General features: G+C 63.7%; 18 protein-coding genes and 1 riboswitch. Of the genes, 10 read left to right on the top strand and 8 right to left on the bottom strand.

Translation table 11 applies throughout. From position 1 onward, the window contains the following. Positions 1-33: 33 nt before the first annotated feature. Positions 34-1,704, top strand: a complete 1,671-nt coding sequence (gene ligB, locus CAG11_RS02930; RefSeq protein ID WP_085594524.1) for an NAD-dependent DNA ligase LigB — start codon at positions 34-36, stop codon at positions 1,702-1,704. A gap of 120 nt (positions 1,705-1,824) precedes the next feature. After that, a complete protein-coding gene (locus CAG11_RS02925; RefSeq protein WP_085594522.1) occupies positions 1,825-2,220 on the top strand; it encodes a DUF1090 domain-containing protein in 396 nt (131 codons plus the stop codon). 66 nt (positions 2,221-2,286) lie between these two features. Here CAG11_RS02925 and CAG11_RS02920 read toward each other — a convergent pair whose 3' ends face one another. Continuing rightward, positions 2,287-2,736 (bottom strand): cytochrome c, encoded by a 450-nt coding sequence (locus CAG11_RS02920; protein ID WP_085594520.1) that lies wholly within the window; start codon positions 2,734-2,736, stop codon positions 2,287-2,289. Between the two features lie 130 nt (positions 2,737-2,866). On the opposite strand from CAG11_RS02920, the gene CAG11_RS02915 reads away from it, so the two are divergent. Further along, positions 2,867-4,051 (top strand): murein transglycosylase A, encoded by a 1,185-nt coding sequence (locus CAG11_RS02915; protein ID WP_085594519.1) that lies wholly within the window; start codon positions 2,867-2,869, stop codon positions 4,049-4,051. Positions 4,052-4,105: 54 nt separating this feature from the next. Here CAG11_RS02915 and CAG11_RS02910 read toward each other — a convergent pair whose 3' ends face one another. Together CAG11_RS02910 and CAG11_RS02905 are read right to left on the bottom strand one after the other, a co-directional pair. Continuing rightward, the gene (locus CAG11_RS02910) at positions 4,106-4,489 is read right to left on the bottom strand and encodes an MAPEG family protein (protein ID WP_053133995.1); all 384 of its coding nucleotides are present in this window, start codon (positions 4,487-4,489) and stop codon (positions 4,106-4,108) included. A 34-nt stretch (positions 4,490-4,523) separates the two neighbouring features. After that, positions 4,524-5,357: an EamA family transporter gene (locus CAG11_RS02905; RefSeq protein ID WP_085594517.1), complete on the bottom strand. Its 834-nt coding sequence runs from the start codon at positions 5,355-5,357 to the stop codon at positions 4,524-4,526. A gap of 304 nt (positions 5,358-5,661) precedes the next feature. Here CAG11_RS02905 and CAG11_RS02900 point away from each other — a divergent pair, with 304 nt between their 5' ends. After that, a complete protein-coding gene (locus tag CAG11_RS02900; protein WP_085594515.1) occupies positions 5,662-6,921 on the top strand; it encodes a sodium:proton antiporter in 1,260 nt (419 codons plus the stop codon). A gap of 57 nt (positions 6,922-6,978) precedes the next feature. On the opposite strand, the gene CAG11_RS02895 is transcribed toward CAG11_RS02900, so the two are convergent. Then, positions 6,979-7,383: an acyl-CoA thioesterase gene (locus tag CAG11_RS02895; protein ID WP_085594513.1), complete on the bottom strand. Its 405-nt coding sequence runs from the start codon at positions 7,381-7,383 to the stop codon at positions 6,979-6,981. A 199-nt stretch (positions 7,384-7,582) separates the two neighbouring features. Beyond that, positions 7,583-7,689, top strand: a riboswitch (S-adenosyl-L-homocysteine riboswitch). A 21-nt stretch (positions 7,690-7,710) separates the two neighbouring features. Here CAG11_RS02895 and ahcY point away from each other — a divergent pair. The 4 genes from ahcY (at position 7,711) to CAG11_RS02875 (ending at position 13,183) form a co-directional block, all read left to right on the top strand. Beyond that, a complete protein-coding gene (gene ahcY / locus CAG11_RS02890; RefSeq protein WP_085594511.1) occupies positions 7,711-9,120 on the top strand; it encodes an adenosylhomocysteinase in 1,410 nt (469 codons plus the stop codon). A 190-nt stretch (positions 9,121-9,310) separates the two neighbouring features. Further along, on the top strand, positions 9,311-10,156 hold the full coding sequence (metF, locus tag CAG11_RS02885; RefSeq protein ID WP_085594509.1) for a methylenetetrahydrofolate reductase [NAD(P)H]: 846 nt from the start codon (positions 9,311-9,313) through the stop codon (positions 10,154-10,156). A 119-nt stretch (positions 10,157-10,275) separates the two neighbouring features. Continuing rightward, positions 10,276-11,091, top strand: coding sequence for an ABC transporter substrate-binding protein (locus CAG11_RS02880; protein WP_085594507.1), 816 nt, complete (start codon positions 10,276-10,278; stop codon positions 11,089-11,091). A gap of 223 nt (positions 11,092-11,314) precedes the next feature. Beyond that, on the top strand, positions 11,315-13,183 hold the full coding sequence (locus CAG11_RS02875) for a DEAD/DEAH box helicase (protein ID WP_085594505.1): 1,869 nt from the start codon (positions 11,315-11,317) through the stop codon (positions 13,181-13,183). Between the two features lie 173 nt (positions 13,184-13,356). Here the strand turns inward: CAG11_RS02875 and CAG11_RS02870 are convergent, their stop codons facing one another. After that, complete coding sequence (locus CAG11_RS02870) at positions 13,357-13,953, bottom strand: YceI family protein (RefSeq protein ID WP_031320659.1); 597 nt, start codon at positions 13,951-13,953, stop codon at positions 13,357-13,359. A 32-nt stretch (positions 13,954-13,985) separates the two neighbouring features. Continuing rightward, a complete protein-coding gene (locus tag CAG11_RS02865; protein ID WP_085594503.1) occupies positions 13,986-14,537 on the bottom strand; it encodes a cytochrome b in 552 nt (183 codons plus the stop codon). Positions 14,538-14,858: 321 nt separating this feature from the next. Here CAG11_RS02865 and CAG11_RS02860 point away from each other — a divergent pair, with 321 nt between their 5' ends. Beyond that, positions 14,859-16,265 carry an adenosylmethionine--8-amino-7-oxononanoate transaminase gene (locus CAG11_RS02860; RefSeq protein WP_085594501.1) on the top strand — a complete coding sequence of 469 codons (1,407 nt, stop codon included), beginning with the start codon at positions 14,859-14,861 and terminating at the stop codon, positions 16,263-16,265. 73 nt (positions 16,266-16,338) lie between these two features. Then, positions 16,339-17,058, top strand: coding sequence for a 16S rRNA (uracil(1498)-N(3))-methyltransferase (locus CAG11_RS02855; RefSeq protein ID WP_085594499.1), 720 nt, complete (start codon positions 16,339-16,341; stop codon positions 17,056-17,058). A gap of 87 nt (positions 17,059-17,145) precedes the next feature. Here CAG11_RS02855 and CAG11_RS02850 read toward each other — a convergent pair whose 3' ends face one another. Together CAG11_RS02850 and CAG11_RS02845 are read right to left on the bottom strand one after the other, a co-directional pair. Next, positions 17,146-18,048 (bottom strand): transporter substrate-binding domain-containing protein, encoded by a 903-nt coding sequence (locus CAG11_RS02850; RefSeq protein ID WP_085594497.1) that lies wholly within the window; start codon positions 18,046-18,048, stop codon positions 17,146-17,148. A 29-nt stretch (positions 18,049-18,077) separates the two neighbouring features. Continuing rightward, the gene (locus CAG11_RS02845; protein WP_085594495.1) at positions 18,078-18,428 is read right to left on the bottom strand and encodes a RidA family protein; all 351 of its coding nucleotides are present in this window, start codon (positions 18,426-18,428) and stop codon (positions 18,078-18,080) included. Positions 18,429-18,440: the final 12 nt, after the last annotated feature.

The following is an 18,440-nucleotide window of genomic DNA, read 5'->3' as shown; positions in this document are numbered from 1 at the left end:
TGAGCATGACCTTTCCGGGCAAGGACGCTCGCCATGCTGCCAAGACTGCTCCTGCTGACGATCTTCATCCCGCTGTCGGCCCAGGCCCATTGCCCGGACTGGCCGGCAACCCGGGCCGACGTGGAAATCACCACCCTGCACCAACAGCTCCAGCGCTGGGATACCAGCTATCACCGGGACGGCCAGGCGTTGGTGGCCGATGAACTCTACGATCAGGCCCGCCAGCGCCTGGATACGCTGCAAGGCTGCTTCCCACTCGTGCCCCAGGCCAGAGCCCGTCCGCTAGCCACTGCCCGCGGCAATATCGCTCACCCGGTGGCCCATACCGGTGTGGAAAAGCTCCCGGGCGCCGACGCCGTGCGACTCTGGTTGCGCAACCGTCGGGAAGTCTGGGTGCAGCCCAAGATCGACGGCGTGGCCGTGAGCCTGATCTACCGCAAGGGCCGCTTGCACCAGGCACTGAGTCGGGGCGATGGCCTGCTGGGCCACGACTGGAGCAGCGTGGCCCGGCAGATCCCGGCCATTCCCCAACAATTACCGCAGCCCGTGGACCTGTTGCTCCAGGGTGAGCTGTACCAGCGCCTGGAGGGCCACGTGCAGGCCCGGGCCGGCAGCCGCAATGCCCGTAGCCGAGTGGCGGGCTGGATGGCCCGCAAACACCTGGAGCCCGATGCCGCGGCACAAATCGGCTTGTTCGTCTGGGATTGGCCACAAGGGCCACAGGCGATGGATGAACGCCTGGAGCAGTTGGCCAAGCTGGGTTTTACCGAAGGCCGCGAATACAGCCGCAGGATCGCCAACTTCGACGCGGCCCGGCATTGGCGCGAACACTGGTACCGCTCGGCGCTGCCGTTCGCCAGCGACGGAATCATCCTGCGCCTGGGCCGACGCCCCGCGGCCGAACGATGGCAAGCTCGGAATCCGCACTGGATCGCCGCCTGGAAGTACCCCTACATCCAGGCCTTGGCCAATGTCCGCGAGGTAGAGTTTCGCGTCGGTCGCACCGGGCGCATCACGCCACTGCTGCACATCGAACCGGTCACTCTCGACGATCGGCAGATCCGCCGGGTCAGCGCTGGCTCGCTACGCCGCTGGCGCGAGCTGGACATCCTCCCCGGCGACCAGGTGGCCGTCAGTCTCGCCGGCCTGACCATTCCCCGCCTGGATGGCGTGGCCCTCAGGGCACCGCAGCGTGCACCGCTCCAGGCGCCGGTGCAGAGCGACTTCCACGCGCTGAGCTGCTGGCAACCCTCCCCCGGATGCGAAAGCCAGTTCCTGGCGCGCCTGACCTGGCTCAGTGGCAAGCAGGCCCTGGATCTGGAGCATGTCGGCGAGCAAACCTGGGTACGCCTGATGCAAGCGGGGCGAATCAAGAGCCTGCTGGATTGGTTGACCCTCGACCAGGCAGAGCTTGTTAACATGGCCGGCTTCGGCGAACGCAGCAGCGCACGCCTGCTCGAAAGCCTGCACAACGCCAGGCGGCGACCCTTCGCACTTTGGCTGAAGGCCCTGGGCTTGCCGCCCAGTGGCGCGGCCGACCTGGGCGGGGCATGGCAGGCGCTGGCACTCAAGAGCAGCCTGGACTGGCAGCAAGAAGCCGAGGTTGGGGTGGAACGCGCGGAGCGACTGGCAGCGTTCTTTCGCGACCCGCAGGTACTGGCCTTGCGTGCCACCCTGAATGCCGCCGGCGTCGAAGGTTTTTAATCGCTCACCTGGGGCGGGTATTGAACCACCTGGTCCGAAATGGGCTCCAACAGCCCATTCCAGCACGCCCCAGTATTACTTCATTGGTTATTTTTTGATCTTTTTCACCTGGAGCCGTCAATGAACATCTTTCCTTCGCTCACAGCCCTGACCCTATGCGGCTTGATGAGCGCGCCACTGTTGGCCAACGAGCAAACACCCGAACTGACCGGCTGCGCCGCCAAGCGCCAGGCCATCATGACCCAGATCGAACAAGCCAAGGCTCACGGCAACAGCGATCAGCAGGCCGGCCTGGAACGCGCCCTGAATGAAGTCACCACCCATTGCACCGACGCCTCGCTGAAGAAAGAGCGGGAAAACAAGGTGCTCGACGCCAAGCACGAAGTCAGCCGCCGCCAGGCCGACCTGGAAAAGGCCATGAAGAAGGGCGACTCGGAGAAGATCAACAAGCGCAAGGACAAGCTCGCCGAATCCCGCAAGGAACTGCAGCAAGCCCTGGACGATCTGGACAAGTAGGTCGGCCACTACCCCCGACATGACGAGGAGCTCCGGCATCCCTGCCAGGGCTTTGCCCGGCCGGGATCAGTGATTACGAAACTCTTTGTGACAGGCGCTACAGGCGTCCTCGACCTTCTGCACCGCCGGGCCAAGGTTGCTGGCCTTGTAGGGCTGGACCTGGCTGGCGACCACCAGCTCACCGGTGGCTGCCTCCAGGGCCCGGGCCAGCTCCTGGAAGCGTGCCTGTCGGCGCCAGACATCATCGGTGGCGCTGGTATGGTCTTCTTCCTTGACCGCAGGGAAGTGCTTCCAGGGCTCGTGGGACAGGTTGTCGAGCTTCACTGCGCCCTCGGCGAAACGCGCACCGTCGAACGGGATGCGTCCGCGGAGCATGCCTCCCAGGTCTTCGCCGGTCTTGAGCATCTGCTTGAAGATCGCCTTGCGCTGGCCCAGGGGAGAATTGGGATCGACCCCACCGCAGGCGGAAAGCGTGAGGCAGGCCAGCAATACAACAGAGAGTCTTTTTAACGTCATGGTGGCTTCAGGTCAGGTCACGGAAAACGGCGGCCAGTATCCTCGCCTCCCGGACAAAGACCAATAGCCCTATTAATAATATGGGTTGTCCTCCGCCATGAATGCGGGACGTCCCCCAAGGAAACACAGCATGAACCCGAGTTTTCCCCGCTGGTGCCGCCACTGGTTCTGGACCGTCCCGGCCCTGGCGCTGCTCGCCGGTTGCAACGGCGGCGACACTGAACAGCCCCCCTCTCAGCCACAGACCCACGCCCTGGCCACCTACAACAGCGCCGCCTGGGAGGCGCTGCCCGCAGTAGCCGACAACGATCTGCTGGCTGGCTTCGGCTCCTGGCGCAGCGCCTGCACCCGGCTCAAGGCCGATCCGGTGTGGGGCGCCACCTGCGCCGCCGCGGCCAACGTGCCCCAGAGCCCCGAGGCGATCCGTGGTTTTCTCAAGGAACGCCTGCAGGTCTACGGCCTGCGCTCGGGCAGCGGCAGCACCACGGGCCTGATCACGGGCTACTACGAGCCGGTGTATCCCGGCAGCCTGGCCCAGACCAAGACGGCCAATGTACCGGTGTATGGCGTGCCGGACGACATGATCGTGGTCGCCCTGGACAGCCTCTATCCCGAACTCAAGGGCAAGCGCCTGCGAGGACGGCTCGAAGGTCGGGTGCTCAAGCCCTACGACGATGCCGCGACCATCGAGGCCCAGGGCGTCAAGGCGCCGGTGATCGCCTGGCTGACCGACCCCATGGACCTGCAATTCCTGCAGATCCAGGGTTCGGGCAGGATCCAGCTGGACGATGGTCGCCAACTGCGTATCGGTTATGCCGACCAGAACGGCCACCCGTACCGGCCTATCGGTCGCTGGCTGGTGGAGCAAGGCCAACTGAAGAAGGAAGAAGTGACCATGGGCACCATCGCTGCCTGGGCCAAGGCCCACCCAGCGCGGATTCCCGAGCTGCTGGGCAGCAACCCGAGCTATGTGTTCTTCAACCGCAACCCGGACAGCAACGAAGGGCCGCGCGGCTCGCTGAACGTCCCCCTGACCTCGGGCTACAGCGTCGCCGTGGACCGCAAGGTGATTCCCCTGGGCAGCCTGCTGTGGTTATCCACCACCCGCCCCGACGGCAGCAGCCTGGTACGCCCGGTTGCGGCCCAGGACACCGGCGGCGCGATCACCGGGGAAGTGCGCGCCGACCTGTTCTGGGGAACTGGCGATGCAGCCGGGCAACTGGCCGGCGATATGAAGCAACCAGGCCAGATCTGGATGCTCTGGCCCAAGGACATGCCGCTGCCCCAGGTGCCGCAAGTCGCCAATACCCCGTAACGCCTCCAGCCGGAACCGGCTTGTCGACCTGGGCGTCGACAAGCCTGGCCAACTTCAGATCGAGACGAAGAAGAAGCTGGCGATCAGCCCCATGCCCACGAACCACACCAAAGAACGCAGCACCGCCCAATCCGCCAGGTAGCAGATCATGTACAGCAGGCGGCTGGTGATGAACAGCACCGCCAGCACGTTGATGGTCACCAGCTCGGCGTTGCCCGCCACATGGGCAATGATCACTGCGGCGGCGAAGGCCGGAGTCACCTCGAAGCCATTGAGCTGTGCACAATGCGCACGCTTTGGCAGCCCCTCCAGGGTACTCAGGAAGCCCCGTGGATCATGGTTGTGCCGGAGCCCGTAGTTGCCAGCGCCCTTGGCGATGGCGGTGCACAGGTATGGCAGGGCGATTGCGATCAATACACACCAGAACGCGACAGTCATAACGTAAATCCTTTTTTAGAGTTTTAGGGAGTACTCACAGCTTCATCACCAACATGCCGATCAGCACCAGGCCACAGGCCATCAGCCTTGGCCGGCCGAAAGGTTCCTTCAGGTAGCGCATGCCGAACAGCACCACCAGAATCACACTGATTTCACGCAAGGCCGCCGCTTCGGCGATAGAGCCCAACTGCATGGCCCAAAGCACCAGAGCGTAGCTGAACAGCACGCAGAAGCCGACGCTCAGCCCCAGGCGCCATTGTTCACGCCAGAACAGGGCGAAGGCCGGGCGCTTCCAGACCACCGCCACCAGGGGAAAAGGCCAGGCGCTGAGCAGCGTGACCCAGGTCAGGTAGTCCAACGGATGTGCCCAGCGGCGCAGGGCCTGGCCGTCGATGAAGGTGTAGCAACCGATGCACAGGCCGATCAGGGCCACCACCGGCAGCATGCTCCAGGGCAGGCGCGCCCCGCCTCCGCCCTGCCAGAGCAGGCACAGCATGCCGAAGGGAATCAGCAAGATGCCGAGGATCTGCTGGGTGCTCAGGGCTTCGCCACCGAACCCCAGGGTCAGCGCCAGCACCACCAGGGGCGAAAGGCCACGCATCAGCGGGTAGACCAATCCCAGGTCCCCCACTCGGTAAGCCTGGATCAACAGGTAGCGATACAAGAGTTCGAAAGCCGCGGAAGCGAAGATCCAGGGCCAGAGTGCCTGGGGCGGCCATTGCAGGAAGAACAGCATGCCGGCCACGAACAGCAAGGCCACGCTGTCCATGCAGGCCACCACCAGCAGGCGCTCGCCACTGAACTTGATCAGCGTGTTCCATGCCGCATGCAACAGTGCCGCCATCAGAACCAGAGTTGTCGCCAGCACCTCGCCTCCCTGTCTGCCTGAACATCATCGCGAAGCGGCGATCCTCGCATGCCGCCCGCCTCGGTTGCACGGAGCATCGGCACTTTTGGCCGGGTAGGCGGCGAGTTCGTCCGCATGGGCATGAGTCCGAGTTTGTCCCCGGGCCTGCAACATCGTCGCTTCGGCGTGGTCAATGTGTCGATTACCGCCATGCCTGATGGCAACTTGCCTCGTCGACCACTGTGCCCCTGGATGGCACCGGGACATCAAACCCTTGGCCTGAACGACTTCAGGCTGTTTTCCACGATCATCCAAAGGAGTCCGGATGCTTGAACTTGTCGCTGCCTTTATCTGCCTGACGACCCTGCTGACCTACGTCAATTTCCGTTTCATCGGCCTGCCACCGACCATTGGCGTGATGGTCACCGCCCTGCTGTTCTCCCTGCTGCTGCAGGGGCTGACCTACCTGGGCTACCCCGGCCTGGAAGAACATGTCGAAGAACTGATCGGCAAGATCGACTTCGGCGACCTGCTGATGAACTGGATGCTGTCGTTCCTGCTGTTCGCCGGCGCCCTGCACGTCAACCTCAACGACCTGCGCAGCTATCGCTGGCCCATCGGCCTGCTGGCGACGGTCGGGGTGCTGATCGCCACCTTCGTCATCGGCAGCCTGGCCTACTGGATCTTCGGCCTGTTCGGCTGGCACGTGAGCTTCCTCTACTGCCTGCTGTTCGGCGCGCTGATCTCGCCAACCGATCCGATCGCGGTGCTGGGCGTGCTGCGTACCGCCAATGCCTCCAAGCCGTTGAAGACCACCATCGTCGGCGAATCGCTGTTCAACGACGGTACGGCGGTCGTGGTGTTCACCGTGCTGCTGGGCATCGCGCAACTGGGCGAAACCCCCACCGTAGGCGCCACTGCCTGGCTGTTCGTGCATGAGGCCATTGGCGGCGTGCTGTTCGGCGGCCTGATCGGCTACCTGGTGTACCTGATGATCAAGAGCATCGAGCAGCACCAGATCGAAGTGATGCTGACCCTGGCCCTGGTGATCGGTGGGTCGGCCATGGCCAGCGAGATCCATGTCTCGGCACCCATCGCGATGGTGGTGGCGGGCCTGATCATCGGTAACCTGGGACGCAACCTGGCGATGAACGACATGACCCGGCGCTACCTGGATGGTTTCTGGGAATTGCTCGACGACATGCTCAACGCGCTGCTGTTCGCCCTGATCGGCCTGGAGCTGTTGCTGCTGCCATTCAACTGGCTGCACCTGGCGGCGGCCAGCCTTTTGGCGTTGGCCATCGTGGCCTCGCGCCTGCTTACCGTGGCCCCGGCGATCCTGCTGTTGCGCCGCTGGCGCAGCGTGCCCCGGGGCACTATCCGCGTGCTGACCTGGGGCGGCCTGCGCGGCGGCGTCTCGGTGGCGCTGGCCCTGGCCCTGCCCCTGGGGCCGGAGCGGGACCTGGTGCTGAGCATCACCTACATCGTGGTGTTGTCGTCGATCCTGCTGCAGGGCCTGACCATCGGCAAGCTGGTGCGCCACGTCACCAACGAGGCGCCGGCAGGCAAGGCCGAAGCCCACTGATCCACGGGCCGTCGCACGCGGCAGGCCAATCTGCCTGCCGCGTACGCCCGAGCCGGCTCAGGCGCCGAGCTCGTCGTCCTTGAACTGATCCTTGACGTACTTGATCTCGGTGCGACCGTGGGGGGCCGGCAAGCCGTCCTCTCCCAGGTTGACGAAGACCATTTTCTCCACCGTGAGGATCGACTTGCGGGTGATCTTGTTGCGCACTTCGCAAGTCAGGGTGATAGAGGTTCGCCCGAACTCGGTGGCGGTGATGCCCAGTTCGATGATGTCGCCCTGGCGCGAGGCGCTGACGAAGTTGATTTCCGAAATGTACTTGGTGACCACGCGCTGGTTGCCCAGCTGGACGATGGCGTAGATCGCCGCTTCTTCGTCGATCCAGCGCAGCAGGCTGCCGCCGAACAGCGTGCCATTGGGGTTGAGGTCTTCGGGTTTTACCCACTTGCGGGTGTGGAAATTCATGTTCACTCCTGACCGTCCTGCCATTTGATGCCCGGCATGATCGCAGACCAGGCCACCTCGCTCTATATAACCTCGACTATGGTCTCGATTGAGGAACTTCATCCGGGCGACAGAAACACTTTGGGAAGTCTGGCTCAGGTCGCTATAATCGCCACCGTTTCGAAACGGTCATCGACCCTTGATACCGTTTTCCCGCCACCTGTCCGAGGGGCGCTGCAGCAGGCTCGGCCTGTCAGGCTCGGATGGGGCGTTGTCGGTACGGGACTTCCCATACGGACACTAAACGCACAACGGCGCCCATTCGCACATTACGAATGGAGGCTCTTCATGAGCGCTGTCAACACGCCTGCAGATTTTACCGATTACAAAGTCGCCGACATTTCCCTGGCTGCCTGGGGCCGCCGCGAAACCATCATCGCTGAATCGGAAATGCCAGCCCTGATGGGTCTGCGTCGCAAGTACCTGGCCGAACAACCGCTCAAGGGCGCGAAGATCCTCGGCTGCATCCACATGACCATCCAGACCGCCGTACTGATCGAGACCCTGGTTGCCCTGGGCGCCGAGGTTCGCTGGTCGTCCTGCAACATCTTCTCGACCCAGGACCAGGCCGCTGCTTCCATCGCCGCCGCCGGCATCCCGGTCTTCGCCTGGAAAGGCGAGACCGAGCAAGAGTACGAGTGGTGCCTGGAGCAAACCATCCTCAAGGACGGCAAGCCTTGGGACGCCAACATGATCCTCGACGACGGCGGTGACCTGACCGAACTGCTGCACAAGAAATACCCTGCCGTCCTGGAACGCGTCCACGGCGTGACCGAAGAAACCACCACTGGCGTGCACCGCCTGCTGGACATGCTGGCCAAGGGCGAGCTGAAGGTTCCTGCGATCAACGTCAACGACTCGGTGACCAAGAGCAAGAACGACAACAAGTACGGCTGCCGTCACAGCCTGAACGACGCCATCAAGCGTGGTACCGACCACCTGCTGTCCGGCAAGCAAGCCCTGGTGATCGGCTACGGTGACGTGGGCAAGGGCTCGGCCCAGTCGCTGCGCCAGGAAGGCATGATCGTCAAGGTCACCGAAGTCGACCCGATCTGCGCCATGCAGGCCTGCATGGACGGTTTCGAGCTGGTCTCGCCGTTCATCGACGGTATCAACGACGGTACCGAAGCGAGCATCAACAAGGACCTGCTGGGCAAGATCGACCTGATCGTGACCACCACCGGCAACGTCAATGTTTGCGACGCCAACATGCTCAAGGCCCTGAAAAAGCGCGCCGTGGTCTGCAACATCGGTCACTTCGACAACGAAATCGACACCGCCTTCATGCGCAAGAACTGGGCATGGGAAGAAGTGAAGCCTCAGGTACACAAGATCCACCGTACCGGCCACGGCGATTTCGACCCGCAGAACGACGACTACCTGATCCTGCTGGCCGAAGGCCGCCTGGTGAACCTGGGCAACGCCACCGGTCACCCAAGCCGCATCATGGACGGTTCGTTCGCCAACCAGGTCCTGGCCCAGATCTTCCTGTTCGGCCAGAAGTACGCCGACCTGTCGCCAGCCCAGAAAGCCGAGCGCCTGACCGTTGAAGTGCTGCCCAAGAAACTCGACGAAGAAGTGGCCCTGGAAATGGTCCGCGGCTTCGGTGGCGTGGTCACTCAACTGACCAAGCAACAGGCCGACTACATCGGCGTGACCGTCGAAGGCCCGTTCAAGCCGCACGCTTACCGGTACTAAGAGCATCTGCAAGCCTTGAGCTTCAAGCGGCAAGTAAAGGCCAAAAGCCGACCTTGCCGCACGAAGCTCGCGGCTTCGCCCCAATTTGCCAAAACAGCCTCAGGCTCCAGGCTCCAGGCACAAGAGACGAGCGCACCTCCGCTTCTCTTGCAGCCTGCAAGCTTGCGGCTTGTAGCTGGAGGTTTCCTCCATGTCCCAAGACCGTCGTTACAGCTTCGAGTTCTTCCCCACCAAGACCGATGCTGGGCATGAAAAACTGCTCGCCACTGCTCGCCAGCTGGCCAGCTGCAATCCCGATTTCTTCTCCTGCACCTACGGCGCCGGCGGCTCGACCCGTGATCGTACGGTCAACACCGTGCTGCAGCTGGAGAGCGAAGTGAAAGTCCCTTCGGCACCGCACCTGTCCTGCGTCGGCGACAGCAAGGACGACCTGCGCGGCCTGCTGCAGCAATACCAGGCAGCCGGCATCAAGCGTATCGTCGCCCTGCGCGGCGACCTGCCTTCGGGCATGGGCATGGCCAGCGGCGAACTGCGTCACGCCAATGACCTGGTGAACTTCATTCGTGAAGAAGCCGGAAGCCATTTCCACATCGAAGTCGCCGCCTACCCGGAAATGCACCCGCAAGCGCGCAATTTCGAGGATGACCTGCAGAACTTCGTACGCAAGGCCAACGCCGGTGCCGACAGCGCGATCACCCAGTACTTCTTCAACGCCGACAGCTACTTCTACTTCGTCGAGCGCGTGCAGAAACTGGGCGTGAACATCCCGATCGTGCCGGGCATCATGCCGATCACCAACTACAGCAAGCTGGCGCGCTTCTCCGACGCCTGTGGCGCCGAGATCCCACGCTGGATCCGCAAGCAACTGGAAGCCTATGGTGACGACAGCGCCAGCATCCAGGCCTTCGGTACACAGGTCATCAGCGAGATGTGCGAACGCCTGCTGCAAGGCGGCGCCCCAGGGCTGCACTTCTACACCCTGAACCAGGCGGAACCGAGCCTGGCGATCTGGAACAACCTGAAGCTGGCGCGCTGACCGGCAAGGCAACACCGGCCCCGGTGCCAACTGGGGCCTCCCTACCCGCGCCAGGCCTGATCTAGAGCGCCTGGAACTGCCCCTAGCATTTGCATGATCTCTCGGCGTACTCTCCAGCAATGTCCGTCATTGCCCGGTTGCTGACAGCCCTTCTCTGCGCTTGCCTGAGCCTCGCCGCCCATGGCGAGACGCTGCGCATCGTCACCGAACCCTGGGCCCCCTATGTCTACGAGGAAAACGGCAAGTCCCTGGGACTGGACTACGAGACCACCGCCATCGTCTTTCAACGCCTGGGCATCGAGGTGCAGTGGCAATTCCTGCCCTGGAAGCGCTGCCTGGCGATGCTGGAAACCGGCCAGGCCGACGGCGCCCTGGATATCTTCCACAGCGACGAGCGCGACAGCACCCTGCTCTACCCCAGCGAGGCGCTATCGGAAGTCGAGTTCGTGATGTTCTACGCCAACCGCCGGCCCCATCCGTTCAAGCATCTGGACGAGCTCAAGGGCCTGACCATCGGCACCTCCCCTGGCTACCTGTACAGCGAAGACTTCAGCAACTCCACGCTGTTCAATCGCGAACCCGCCCCCACCCACGAGGCCAATTTCGGCAAATTGCTGTTGGGCCGGATCGACCTGCTGATCACCGACAAACGGGTCGGCCAGCATCTGCTGGACACCCTCGGCATCCGCGACCAGATCAGCCAGAACCCCCTGGTCATCAGCCGCCAGCAGCAATACCTGGCAGTACGCCGCCAGGCTGGCATGGACCTGCTGGTGCAGCGCTTCGCCGCAGAACTCAAGCGTTTCAAGCGCGAACCGGCCTATGCCGCGCTGAGCGCCAGGTACGGGGCGGAACCCACCCTGCCGCCTGTCAGGTCGTCTTCGACCCGTGAATCAGAAAAAACCGTTGAGCAGCAGGAAAGCAGCGCACACTGAATGCTCTGTTATACTCCGGCCTCCCGCCAGGCTCACGCCCGGACGCTGGACCCTGTTCAAGGCACCTCCACCCCGCTACGGCGCAGCCGACCGGCCCGCGCGAGCCCTTGGTGGATGTTTTCCCAGGCCAGCAGGACCGGACGGGATTGCGTCCTCTTGAACGCCATTCGCGCCCGGCAAGATCATCCCTTTGGGCCAAGCCCTCACTAAAACAGGATTACTCATGTCCTTTGCTTCCCTCGGTCTCTCCGAGGCTTTAGTCGGCGCTATCGAAGCAGCCGGCTATACCCAGCCTACTCCGGTGCAACAGCGGGCCATTCCCGCCGTGTTGCAAGGTCGCGATCTGATGGTCGCGGCACAGACAGGTACTGGTAAAACCGGCGGTTTCGCCCTCCCGATCCTGGAGCGGCTGTTTCCCAATGGTCATCCGGACAAATCCCAGCGTCACGGCCCGCGCCAGCCTCGCGTCCTGGTCCTGACCCCGACTCGCGAACTGGCCGCGCAGGTGCACGACAGCTTCAAGCTGTACGCCCGCGACCTGAAGTTCGTCAGCGCCTGCATCTTCGGCGGCGTCGGCATGAACCCGCAGGTCCAGGCCATGGCCCGTGGCGTCGACGTGCTGGTGGCCTGCCCCGGCCGCCTGCTGGACCTGGCCGGCCAGGGCAGCATCGACCTGTCCCACGTGGAAATCCTGGTCCTGGACGAAGCCGACCGCATGCTCGACATGGGCTTCGTCCATGACGTCAAGAAGGTCCTCGCCCGCCTCCCGGCCAAGCGCCAGAACCTGCTGTTCTCCGCGACCTTCTCCAAGGACATCACGGACCTGGCCAGCAAGCTGCTGCACGACCCCGAGCGCATCGAGGTCACCCCGCCGAACACCACGGTGGAGCGCATCGAGCAGCGGGTGTTCCGCCTGCCGGCCAGCCACAAGCGCGCGCTGCTGGCGCACCTGATCACCGCTGGCGCCTGGGAACAGGTCCTGGTGTTCACCCGCACCAAGCACGGTGCCAACCGCCTGGCCGAATACCTGGACAAACATGGCCTGAGCGCCATGGCGATCCACGGCAACAAGAGCCAGAACGCCCGTACCAAGGCCCTGGCCGACTTCAAGGCCGGCGAAGTACGGATCCTGGTGGCGACCGACATCGCCGCCCGTGGCCTGGACATCGACCAACTGCCCCATGTGGTCAACTTCGAACTGCCCAACGTCGATGAAGACTACGTGCACCGCATCGGCCGTACTGGCCGGGCCGGTCGTTCGGGCGAGGCCATCTCCCTGGTAGCCCCCGACGAAGAGAAGCTGCTCAAGAGCATCGAGCGCATGACCAAGCAGAAGATCGCCGACGGCGACCTGATGGGCTTCGATGCCAGCGCGGTGGAAGCCGAGAAACCGGAAGTGCGCGAGCGTCCGGACACCCGCAACTCGCGCAACGCCCGCGCACCCCGTGGCGACAACCCCAACGGCGGCGGTGGCGGCGGTGGTCGCAAGGACAAGGGCAAGGACAAGGGCGGCAAGGACAAGCCGGCCCGTGGCGAACGCCAGGCTCGCGAGCAGAAGCCTCGCGAGAACGCCGCGCCGCGTGAACAGCGTCAACCTGCCCCACGCCCAGAACGGGCGCCGGACGAGTTCCTCGATGACGACGTGGACAACTTCGGCAACCGCGCCGACTACGTCAGCCCATACCAGAACAAGGGCAACCAGCAAGGTCGCGGCCGCCGCCCCGGAACCCCGGGCCAGGGCCAAGGCACTGCTGGCAGTGGGCAGCGCAACGGCGGCCAGGGTCGCAATGGCAACCCGCGCAGTGGTGGCGCAGCCAGCAACAGCAACGGTGGCACGCCGGCCAAACGCAACGGCCAGCGCAGTGGTGCTTCCCGTGATGGCCAGGGTCGTCGCGACGAGTCGCGCAATCGCCGTCCGGGCCGTGACGATCAAGGCCGCCAGGAACCCGCAGTGCAGAATCCACGGAGCAACCAGCCGAAGATCATGCACAAGGAGTCCAAGGTCGATCGTTTCCCGACGCCTGAGCAACTGGAGCAGTTGCCAAGCCGCCCACGGGGCGAAAAACCGGCCCTGCTGACGCGCAACCGCTAAGCGAGCTGTAATGCAAAACGCCCCGGATCCTGAGATCCGGGGCGTTTTTGCTGGTGTCCGGGAAACTGCGGCCAACCATAAGAAAACGCCCCTGGTTCTTGGGCCAGGGGCGTTTTCTTGTGCGTGCCATGGGTGCGGTCGCGCCCACGGCGGCAACAGCTACAGGCGAAGCATTACTTGGCCTTCACACCTTCGAAGGTGATGTACAGGTCGACATTGTTGGACGCCGGGCCCAGGTCCATCATCTTGCCGAAGTCCTGGCGATTGATGCTGGTGGTGCCTTCGAAGCCAGCGCGGTAGCCGCCCCATGGATCCTTGCCTTCACCCAGGAAGGTGGCCTTGACCACTACAGGCTTGGTCACGCCGTGCAGGGTCAGGTCGCCGGCCACGTCAGCGGTCAGCTTGCCATCGGCGTTCTTGCCGGTTGGCTTGACGCTGGTGGAGACGAACTTGGCGTCGGCAAACTTGCCAGCGTCCAGGAAGTCCTTGCTGGTGATGTGCTTGTCACGCTCGGCGTGGTTGGTGAACACGCTGGCGGTGCGCACGTTGACTTCGATCTTGGCGTCTTCCGGCTTGGCCGCATCGAAGCTGAACTTGCCGTCCAGGTCCTTGAAGGTACCGGTGATGAAGCTGTAGCCCAGGTGGCTGATCTTGAAGTCGACGAAGGCGTGCTGGCCTTCTTTGTCGATCACGTAGTCCGCTGCCATTACCTGACCGGCCGCCAATACAGCAGATCCGATTGCCAGAGCGGCGAGAGTCTTTTTCAACATGCTTTCTATTCCTTTCGAGTCAAGGTTGAACATCAGGCTTTGCGGCCCAGCATACGGGTGAGGGTCGCATCACGATCGATAAAGTGGTGCTTCAATGCAGCCAGTCCATGGATGCCGGCAAAGACTACCAGCACCCAGGCCAGGTACAAATGCACCACACCTGCCACATCTGCCTGGTCCGGCAGTCCGGATACCAGGGCAGGAACTTCGAACAAGCCGAATACCGGGATACCCACGCCATCTGCGGTGGAGATCAGGTAACCGGCGATCATCACCGCGAACAGGCCCAGGTAGAGGAACGCATGTCCCAGCTTGGCGCTCAGTCGGGTCAGGCGGCCATGATTGGCCGGGGCCGGCGGCGGTGGGCTGACGAACCGCCACAGCACCCGCAGCAGCATGATCGCAAACAGCGTCAGGCCAATGCTCTTGTGCAGGTCCGGCGCGTCTTTGCGCCAGGTGCTGTAGTAGTCCAGGCCGACCATCCACAGGCCCAGGGCAAACAGTCCGAATACCGCCAGGGCCACGCCCCAGTGCAGAACAATGCTTACCCAGCCGTAGCGCGAAGAAGAATTACGTAACTGCATTGTGTTGCATCCTGTAAGAAACGCTGGCCAAGACTATCGATTTACCTATCGAATTAAAGCGGAAATTTTCGCTTTGAAATATCGAGAAATACGATCGATAGTCTGTACCGAGCGAGTTAAGTAAAGATTAAGTCCCTCTAGTTCCTCTGCGGTCCGGTCCCCCATCCCAGTGCCTTGACCTCCTTCCCCGGCGTCTTTGCCCAGGGTGCGCCACCCCTGCGGCGCCACCTCGCACAATAGGTTGTCCCACGGCCATGCATTGCATAGGCTTGCCCGATCGTTTGCCCGCGCCTTTTTGCGAGCACCTCCAGGAGACTTTACATGGGCCTGAATAACCAGTGGATGCAACGCGATCTCGCGGTGTTGTGGCATCCCTGCACCCAGATGAAAGACCACGAACAACTGCCGTTGATCCCGATCCGGCGGGGTGAAGGTGTCTGGCTGGAAGATTTCGAGGGCAAGCGCTACCTGGATGCGGTCAGTTCCTGGTGGGTCAACGTGTTCGGCCACGCCAACCCGCGCATCAACCAGCGCATCAAGGACCAGGTCGACCAGCTGGAGCATGTGATCCTGGCCGGCTTCAGCCACCAGCCGGTGATCGAGCTGTCCGAACGCCTGGTGGCCATGACCCCCGCCGGGCTGGACCGGGTGTTCTACGCCGACAACGGCTCGTCGTGCATCGAAGTGGCGCTGAAGATGAGCTTCCACTACTGGCAGAACACCGGCAAACCGGCGAAGAAGCGCTTCGTCACCCTGACCAACAGCTACCACGGCGAGACCATCGCCGCCATGTCGGTGGGCGACGTGCCGCTGTTCACCGAGACCTACAAGGCCCTGCTGCTGGACACCATCAAGGTGCCCAGCCCCGACTGCTACCACCGCCCCGAAGGCATGGGCTGGGAAGAACACTCGCGCAACATGTTCGCCGCCATGGAACAGACCCTGGCCGAACACCACGAGACGATCTCGGCAGTGATCGTCGAGCCGCTGATCCAAGGCGCTGGCGGCATGCGCATGTACCACCCGGTGTACCTCAAGCTGCTGCGCGAGGCCTGCGATCGCTACGACGTGCACCTGATCCACGACGAGATCGCCGTGGGTTTTGGCCGCACCGGCACCATGTTCGCCTGCGAGCAAGCCGGCATCCGCCCGGACTTCCTGTGCCTGTCCAAGGCCCTGACCGGCGGCTACCTGCCCCTGGCCGCCTGCCTGACCACCAACAAGGTGTACCAGGCGTTCTACGACGACTACCCGACCCTGCGGGCCTTCCTCCACTCCCACAGCTACACCGGCAACCCGCTGGCCTGTGCCGCGGCGCTGGCGACCCTGGATATCTTCGAACAGGACAACGTGATCCAGGCCAACCAGGCCCTGGCCGCGCGCATGGCCAGCGCCACCGCACACCTGGCCGACCACGCCCACGTCGCCGAGATCCGCCAGACCGGCATGGCGCTGGCCATCGAGATGGTCCAGGACAAGGCCAGCAAGGCCGCCTATCCCTGGCAGGAACGCCGTGGCCTGAAGGTCTTCGAGCACGCCCTGAGCCGTGGCGCCCTGCTGCGTCCGCTGGGCAGCGTGGTGTATTTCCTGCCGCCCTATGTGATCACCCCGGAGCAGATCGACTTCCTCGCCGAAGTGGCCAGCGAAGGCATCGACATCGCCACCCGGGACAGCGTCAGCATGGCGGTGCCCAAGGACTTCCACCCGGGTTTTCGCGATCCGGGCTGAGGCCCGCCCGAGCGTGGCCGCATAGGCCACGCACCCGCACCCCCCATCGATCCGACTTCAACAGAGACCGCAGATGAGATTGTCCCGCTTCTTTATCGACACCCCCCTGAGCCTTGGCGAGCACGAGCTGCCCGAAGCCCAGGCCCACTACATCGCACGGGTACTGCGCATGGCCGAGGGCGATGCGTTGCAGGTGTTCGACGGTTCGGGGCAGGAGTTTCGCGGCACCCTGGTGGAGGTGGGCAAGAAGCGCGTGCGGATCAGCCTCGACGAGAGCTTCGCCGGCCAGCCCGAGTCGCCGCTGCGCATCCACCTGGGCCAGGGCCTGTCCCGTGGCGAACGCATGGATTGGGCGATCCAGAAAGCCACCGAGCTGGGTGTCGACCAGATCACCCCGATCTTCAGCGAGCGCTGCGAGGTGCGCCTCAAGGATGAACGGGCCGACAAGCGCCTGCTGCATTGGCGCCAGGTGGCCATCAGCGCCTGCGAGCAGTGCGGGCGCTCCAAGGTCCCGGTGATCCACCCGCCACTGTTGCTGGCGGACTGGCTCAAGCAGACCGCCGCCGACCTCAAGCTGGTGCTGCACCCGGTGGCCCAGCCACTGGAAAGCCACGCCCGCCCGGGGAGCCTGGCCTTCCTGATCGGCCCCGAGGGCGGCCTGTCCGACGCCGAAGTCGAACAGGCCCAGGGCGCCGGTTTCCTGCCGGCGCGCCTGGGTCCACGGGTACTGCGTACGGAAACCGCGCCGGTGGTGGCCCTGGCCGTGGCCCAGCAGCTCTGGGGCGACTTCTAGCCCGTCTCCGCCTTTGCCTGGCACACCGTGGCGCCCATCGCCGGCAAGCCTGGCTCCTACAACAGCCGGCAGGCCGCGGGACGGCGTTTACTGCACCGGATCGCTGGTGGGCTTGGCGATGATCGCCTTCAGCTCGCTGGTCATGGGGAATTCCAGGTTCAGCCCCTTGGGCGGGATCGGCTGCTCGAACCAGCGCTGGTAGATCCCGTTGATCTCGCCGGAGCGATACAGGTCCGCCAGGGCGGTGTTGACCAGGGCCAGGAACTGCGGGTCGTCCTTGCGCACCATGCAGCTGTAGATCTCCCGCGACTGCTCCTCGCCCACCACGATCCAGTTGTGCGGATCACGGGCCTTGGCCCGTTCGCCGTAGAGCAGCGCATCGTCCATGTAGAACGCCGCCGCGCGCCCCGACTGGAGCATCTGGAAGGCTTCGCCGTGGTCCTTGGCGCTGATCACGAACATATCGATCTTGTGCTCGACGTTGTAGCTCTTGAGAAAGCGCTCGTTGGTGGTGCCGGCGGTGGTCACCACGTTCTTGCCCCGCAGGTCGGCGAAGCTCTTGATCCCGCTGTCCTTGGCGGTCAGCAACTGGCCCTTGACGTAGATGAAGCCATAGGAGAAGGCCACCTGCTTCTGGCGCTCGGCCATCACCCCGGTGGAGCCGCACTCCAGGTCCACGGTGCCGTTCTGCACCAGCGGGATGCGGGTCTGGGAGGTCACCAGGTTGTACTTCACCGCCAGCTTGGGCAGCTGCAGCTGCTGCTGGATGCGCTCCACCACCTTGCCCGCCAGCTCCACGGAATAACCCATGGGCTTGCCGCTGTTGTCCCCCACGTAGGAAAACGGCACCGAGGCATCGCGATAACCCAAGGTAATACTGGCGCTGTTGGCGATCTTGGCCAGGGTTCCCTCCAGGGGTGCCTCATTGGCCTGGGCCATGGCGCTGAACAGCAGGCCCAGGGTGCAGCCGAGCAACGTGATCTTGTGCATTGTTATTCTCCGTTGGGGTTGAAGGCGCTTCAGCGACGGGTGGCGATGATACTGATTTCGACGAGGATTTCCGGGCGCGCCAGGGCCGCCTGCAAAGTGGTGCGCGCCGGTGCCTGTCCGGGGGACAGCCAGGCCGACCACACCTCGTTCATGCCGGCGAAATCCGCCTGGATGTCCTTGAGGTAGATGGTGGCGTTGAGCAGGTGGTCCTTGTCGCTGCCGACCTCGGCCAGCAGTGCATCGATCTTCTCCAGGACCTCGCGGGTCTGCCCGGCGATGTCCTGGCTGGCCCCCGGCACCTGGCCGGAAAGGAACACCAGTCCGGCGAAGGTCACGGCGCCACTCAGGCGGTTGTTGCTATGCAGACGCTGGATACTCATTGGAAACACTCC

Source organism: Pseudomonas sp. B6(2017), assembly GCF_002112765.1.
Classification (GTDB): domain Bacteria; phylum Pseudomonadota; class Gammaproteobacteria; order Pseudomonadales; family Pseudomonadaceae; genus Aquipseudomonas; species Aquipseudomonas piscis.
This window is presented reverse-complemented; position numbering and strand designations above follow the sequence as displayed.

Bases quoted from the DNA above. Each gene is read 5' to 3' on its own strand.
- ahcY (WP_085594511.1), top strand. From the start codon at position 7,711: ATGAGCGCTGTCAACACGCCTGCAGATTTTACCGATTACAAAGTCGCC.
- CAG11_RS02855 (WP_085594499.1), top strand. From the start codon at position 16,339: ATGAGATTGTCCCGCTTCTTTATCGACACCCCCCTGAGCCTTGGCGAG.
- CAG11_RS02920 (WP_085594520.1), bottom strand. From the start codon at position 2,736: ATGACGTTAAAAAGACTCTCTGTTGTATTGCTGGCCTGCCTCACGCTT.
- CAG11_RS02860 (WP_085594501.1), top strand. From the start codon at position 14,859: ATGGGCCTGAATAACCAGTGGATGCAACGCGATCTCGCGGTGTTGTGG.
- CAG11_RS02865 (WP_085594503.1), bottom strand. From the start codon at position 14,537: ATGCAGTTACGTAATTCTTCTTCGCGCTACGGCTGGGTAAGCATTGTT.
- CAG11_RS02845 (WP_085594495.1), bottom strand. From the start codon at position 18,428: ATGAGTATCCAGCGTCTGCATAGCAACAACCGCCTGAGTGGCGCCGTG.
- CAG11_RS02925 (WP_085594522.1), top strand. From the start codon at position 1,825: ATGAACATCTTTCCTTCGCTCACAGCCCTGACCCTATGCGGCTTGATG.
- CAG11_RS02915 (WP_085594519.1), top strand. From the start codon at position 2,867: ATGAACCCGAGTTTTCCCCGCTGGTGCCGCCACTGGTTCTGGACCGTC.
- CAG11_RS02910 (WP_053133995.1), bottom strand. From the start codon at position 4,489: ATGACTGTCGCGTTCTGGTGTGTATTGATCGCAATCGCCCTGCCATAC.
- CAG11_RS02870 (WP_031320659.1), bottom strand. From the start codon at position 13,953: ATGTTGAAAAAGACTCTCGCCGCTCTGGCAATCGGATCTGCTGTATTG.
- CAG11_RS02900 (WP_085594515.1), top strand. From the start codon at position 5,662: ATGCTTGAACTTGTCGCTGCCTTTATCTGCCTGACGACCCTGCTGACC.
- CAG11_RS02895 (WP_085594513.1), bottom strand. From the start codon at position 7,383: ATGAATTTCCACACCCGCAAGTGGGTAAAACCCGAAGACCTCAACCCC.
- ligB (WP_085594524.1), top strand. From the start codon at position 34: ATGCTGCCAAGACTGCTCCTGCTGACGATCTTCATCCCGCTGTCGGCC.
- CAG11_RS02880 (WP_085594507.1), top strand. From the start codon at position 10,276: ATGTCCGTCATTGCCCGGTTGCTGACAGCCCTTCTCTGCGCTTGCCTG.
- CAG11_RS02875 (WP_085594505.1), top strand. From the start codon at position 11,315: ATGTCCTTTGCTTCCCTCGGTCTCTCCGAGGCTTTAGTCGGCGCTATC.
- metF (WP_085594509.1), top strand. From the start codon at position 9,311: ATGTCCCAAGACCGTCGTTACAGCTTCGAGTTCTTCCCCACCAAGACC.
- CAG11_RS02850 (WP_085594497.1), bottom strand. From the start codon at position 18,048: ATGCACAAGATCACGTTGCTCGGCTGCACCCTGGGCCTGCTGTTCAGC.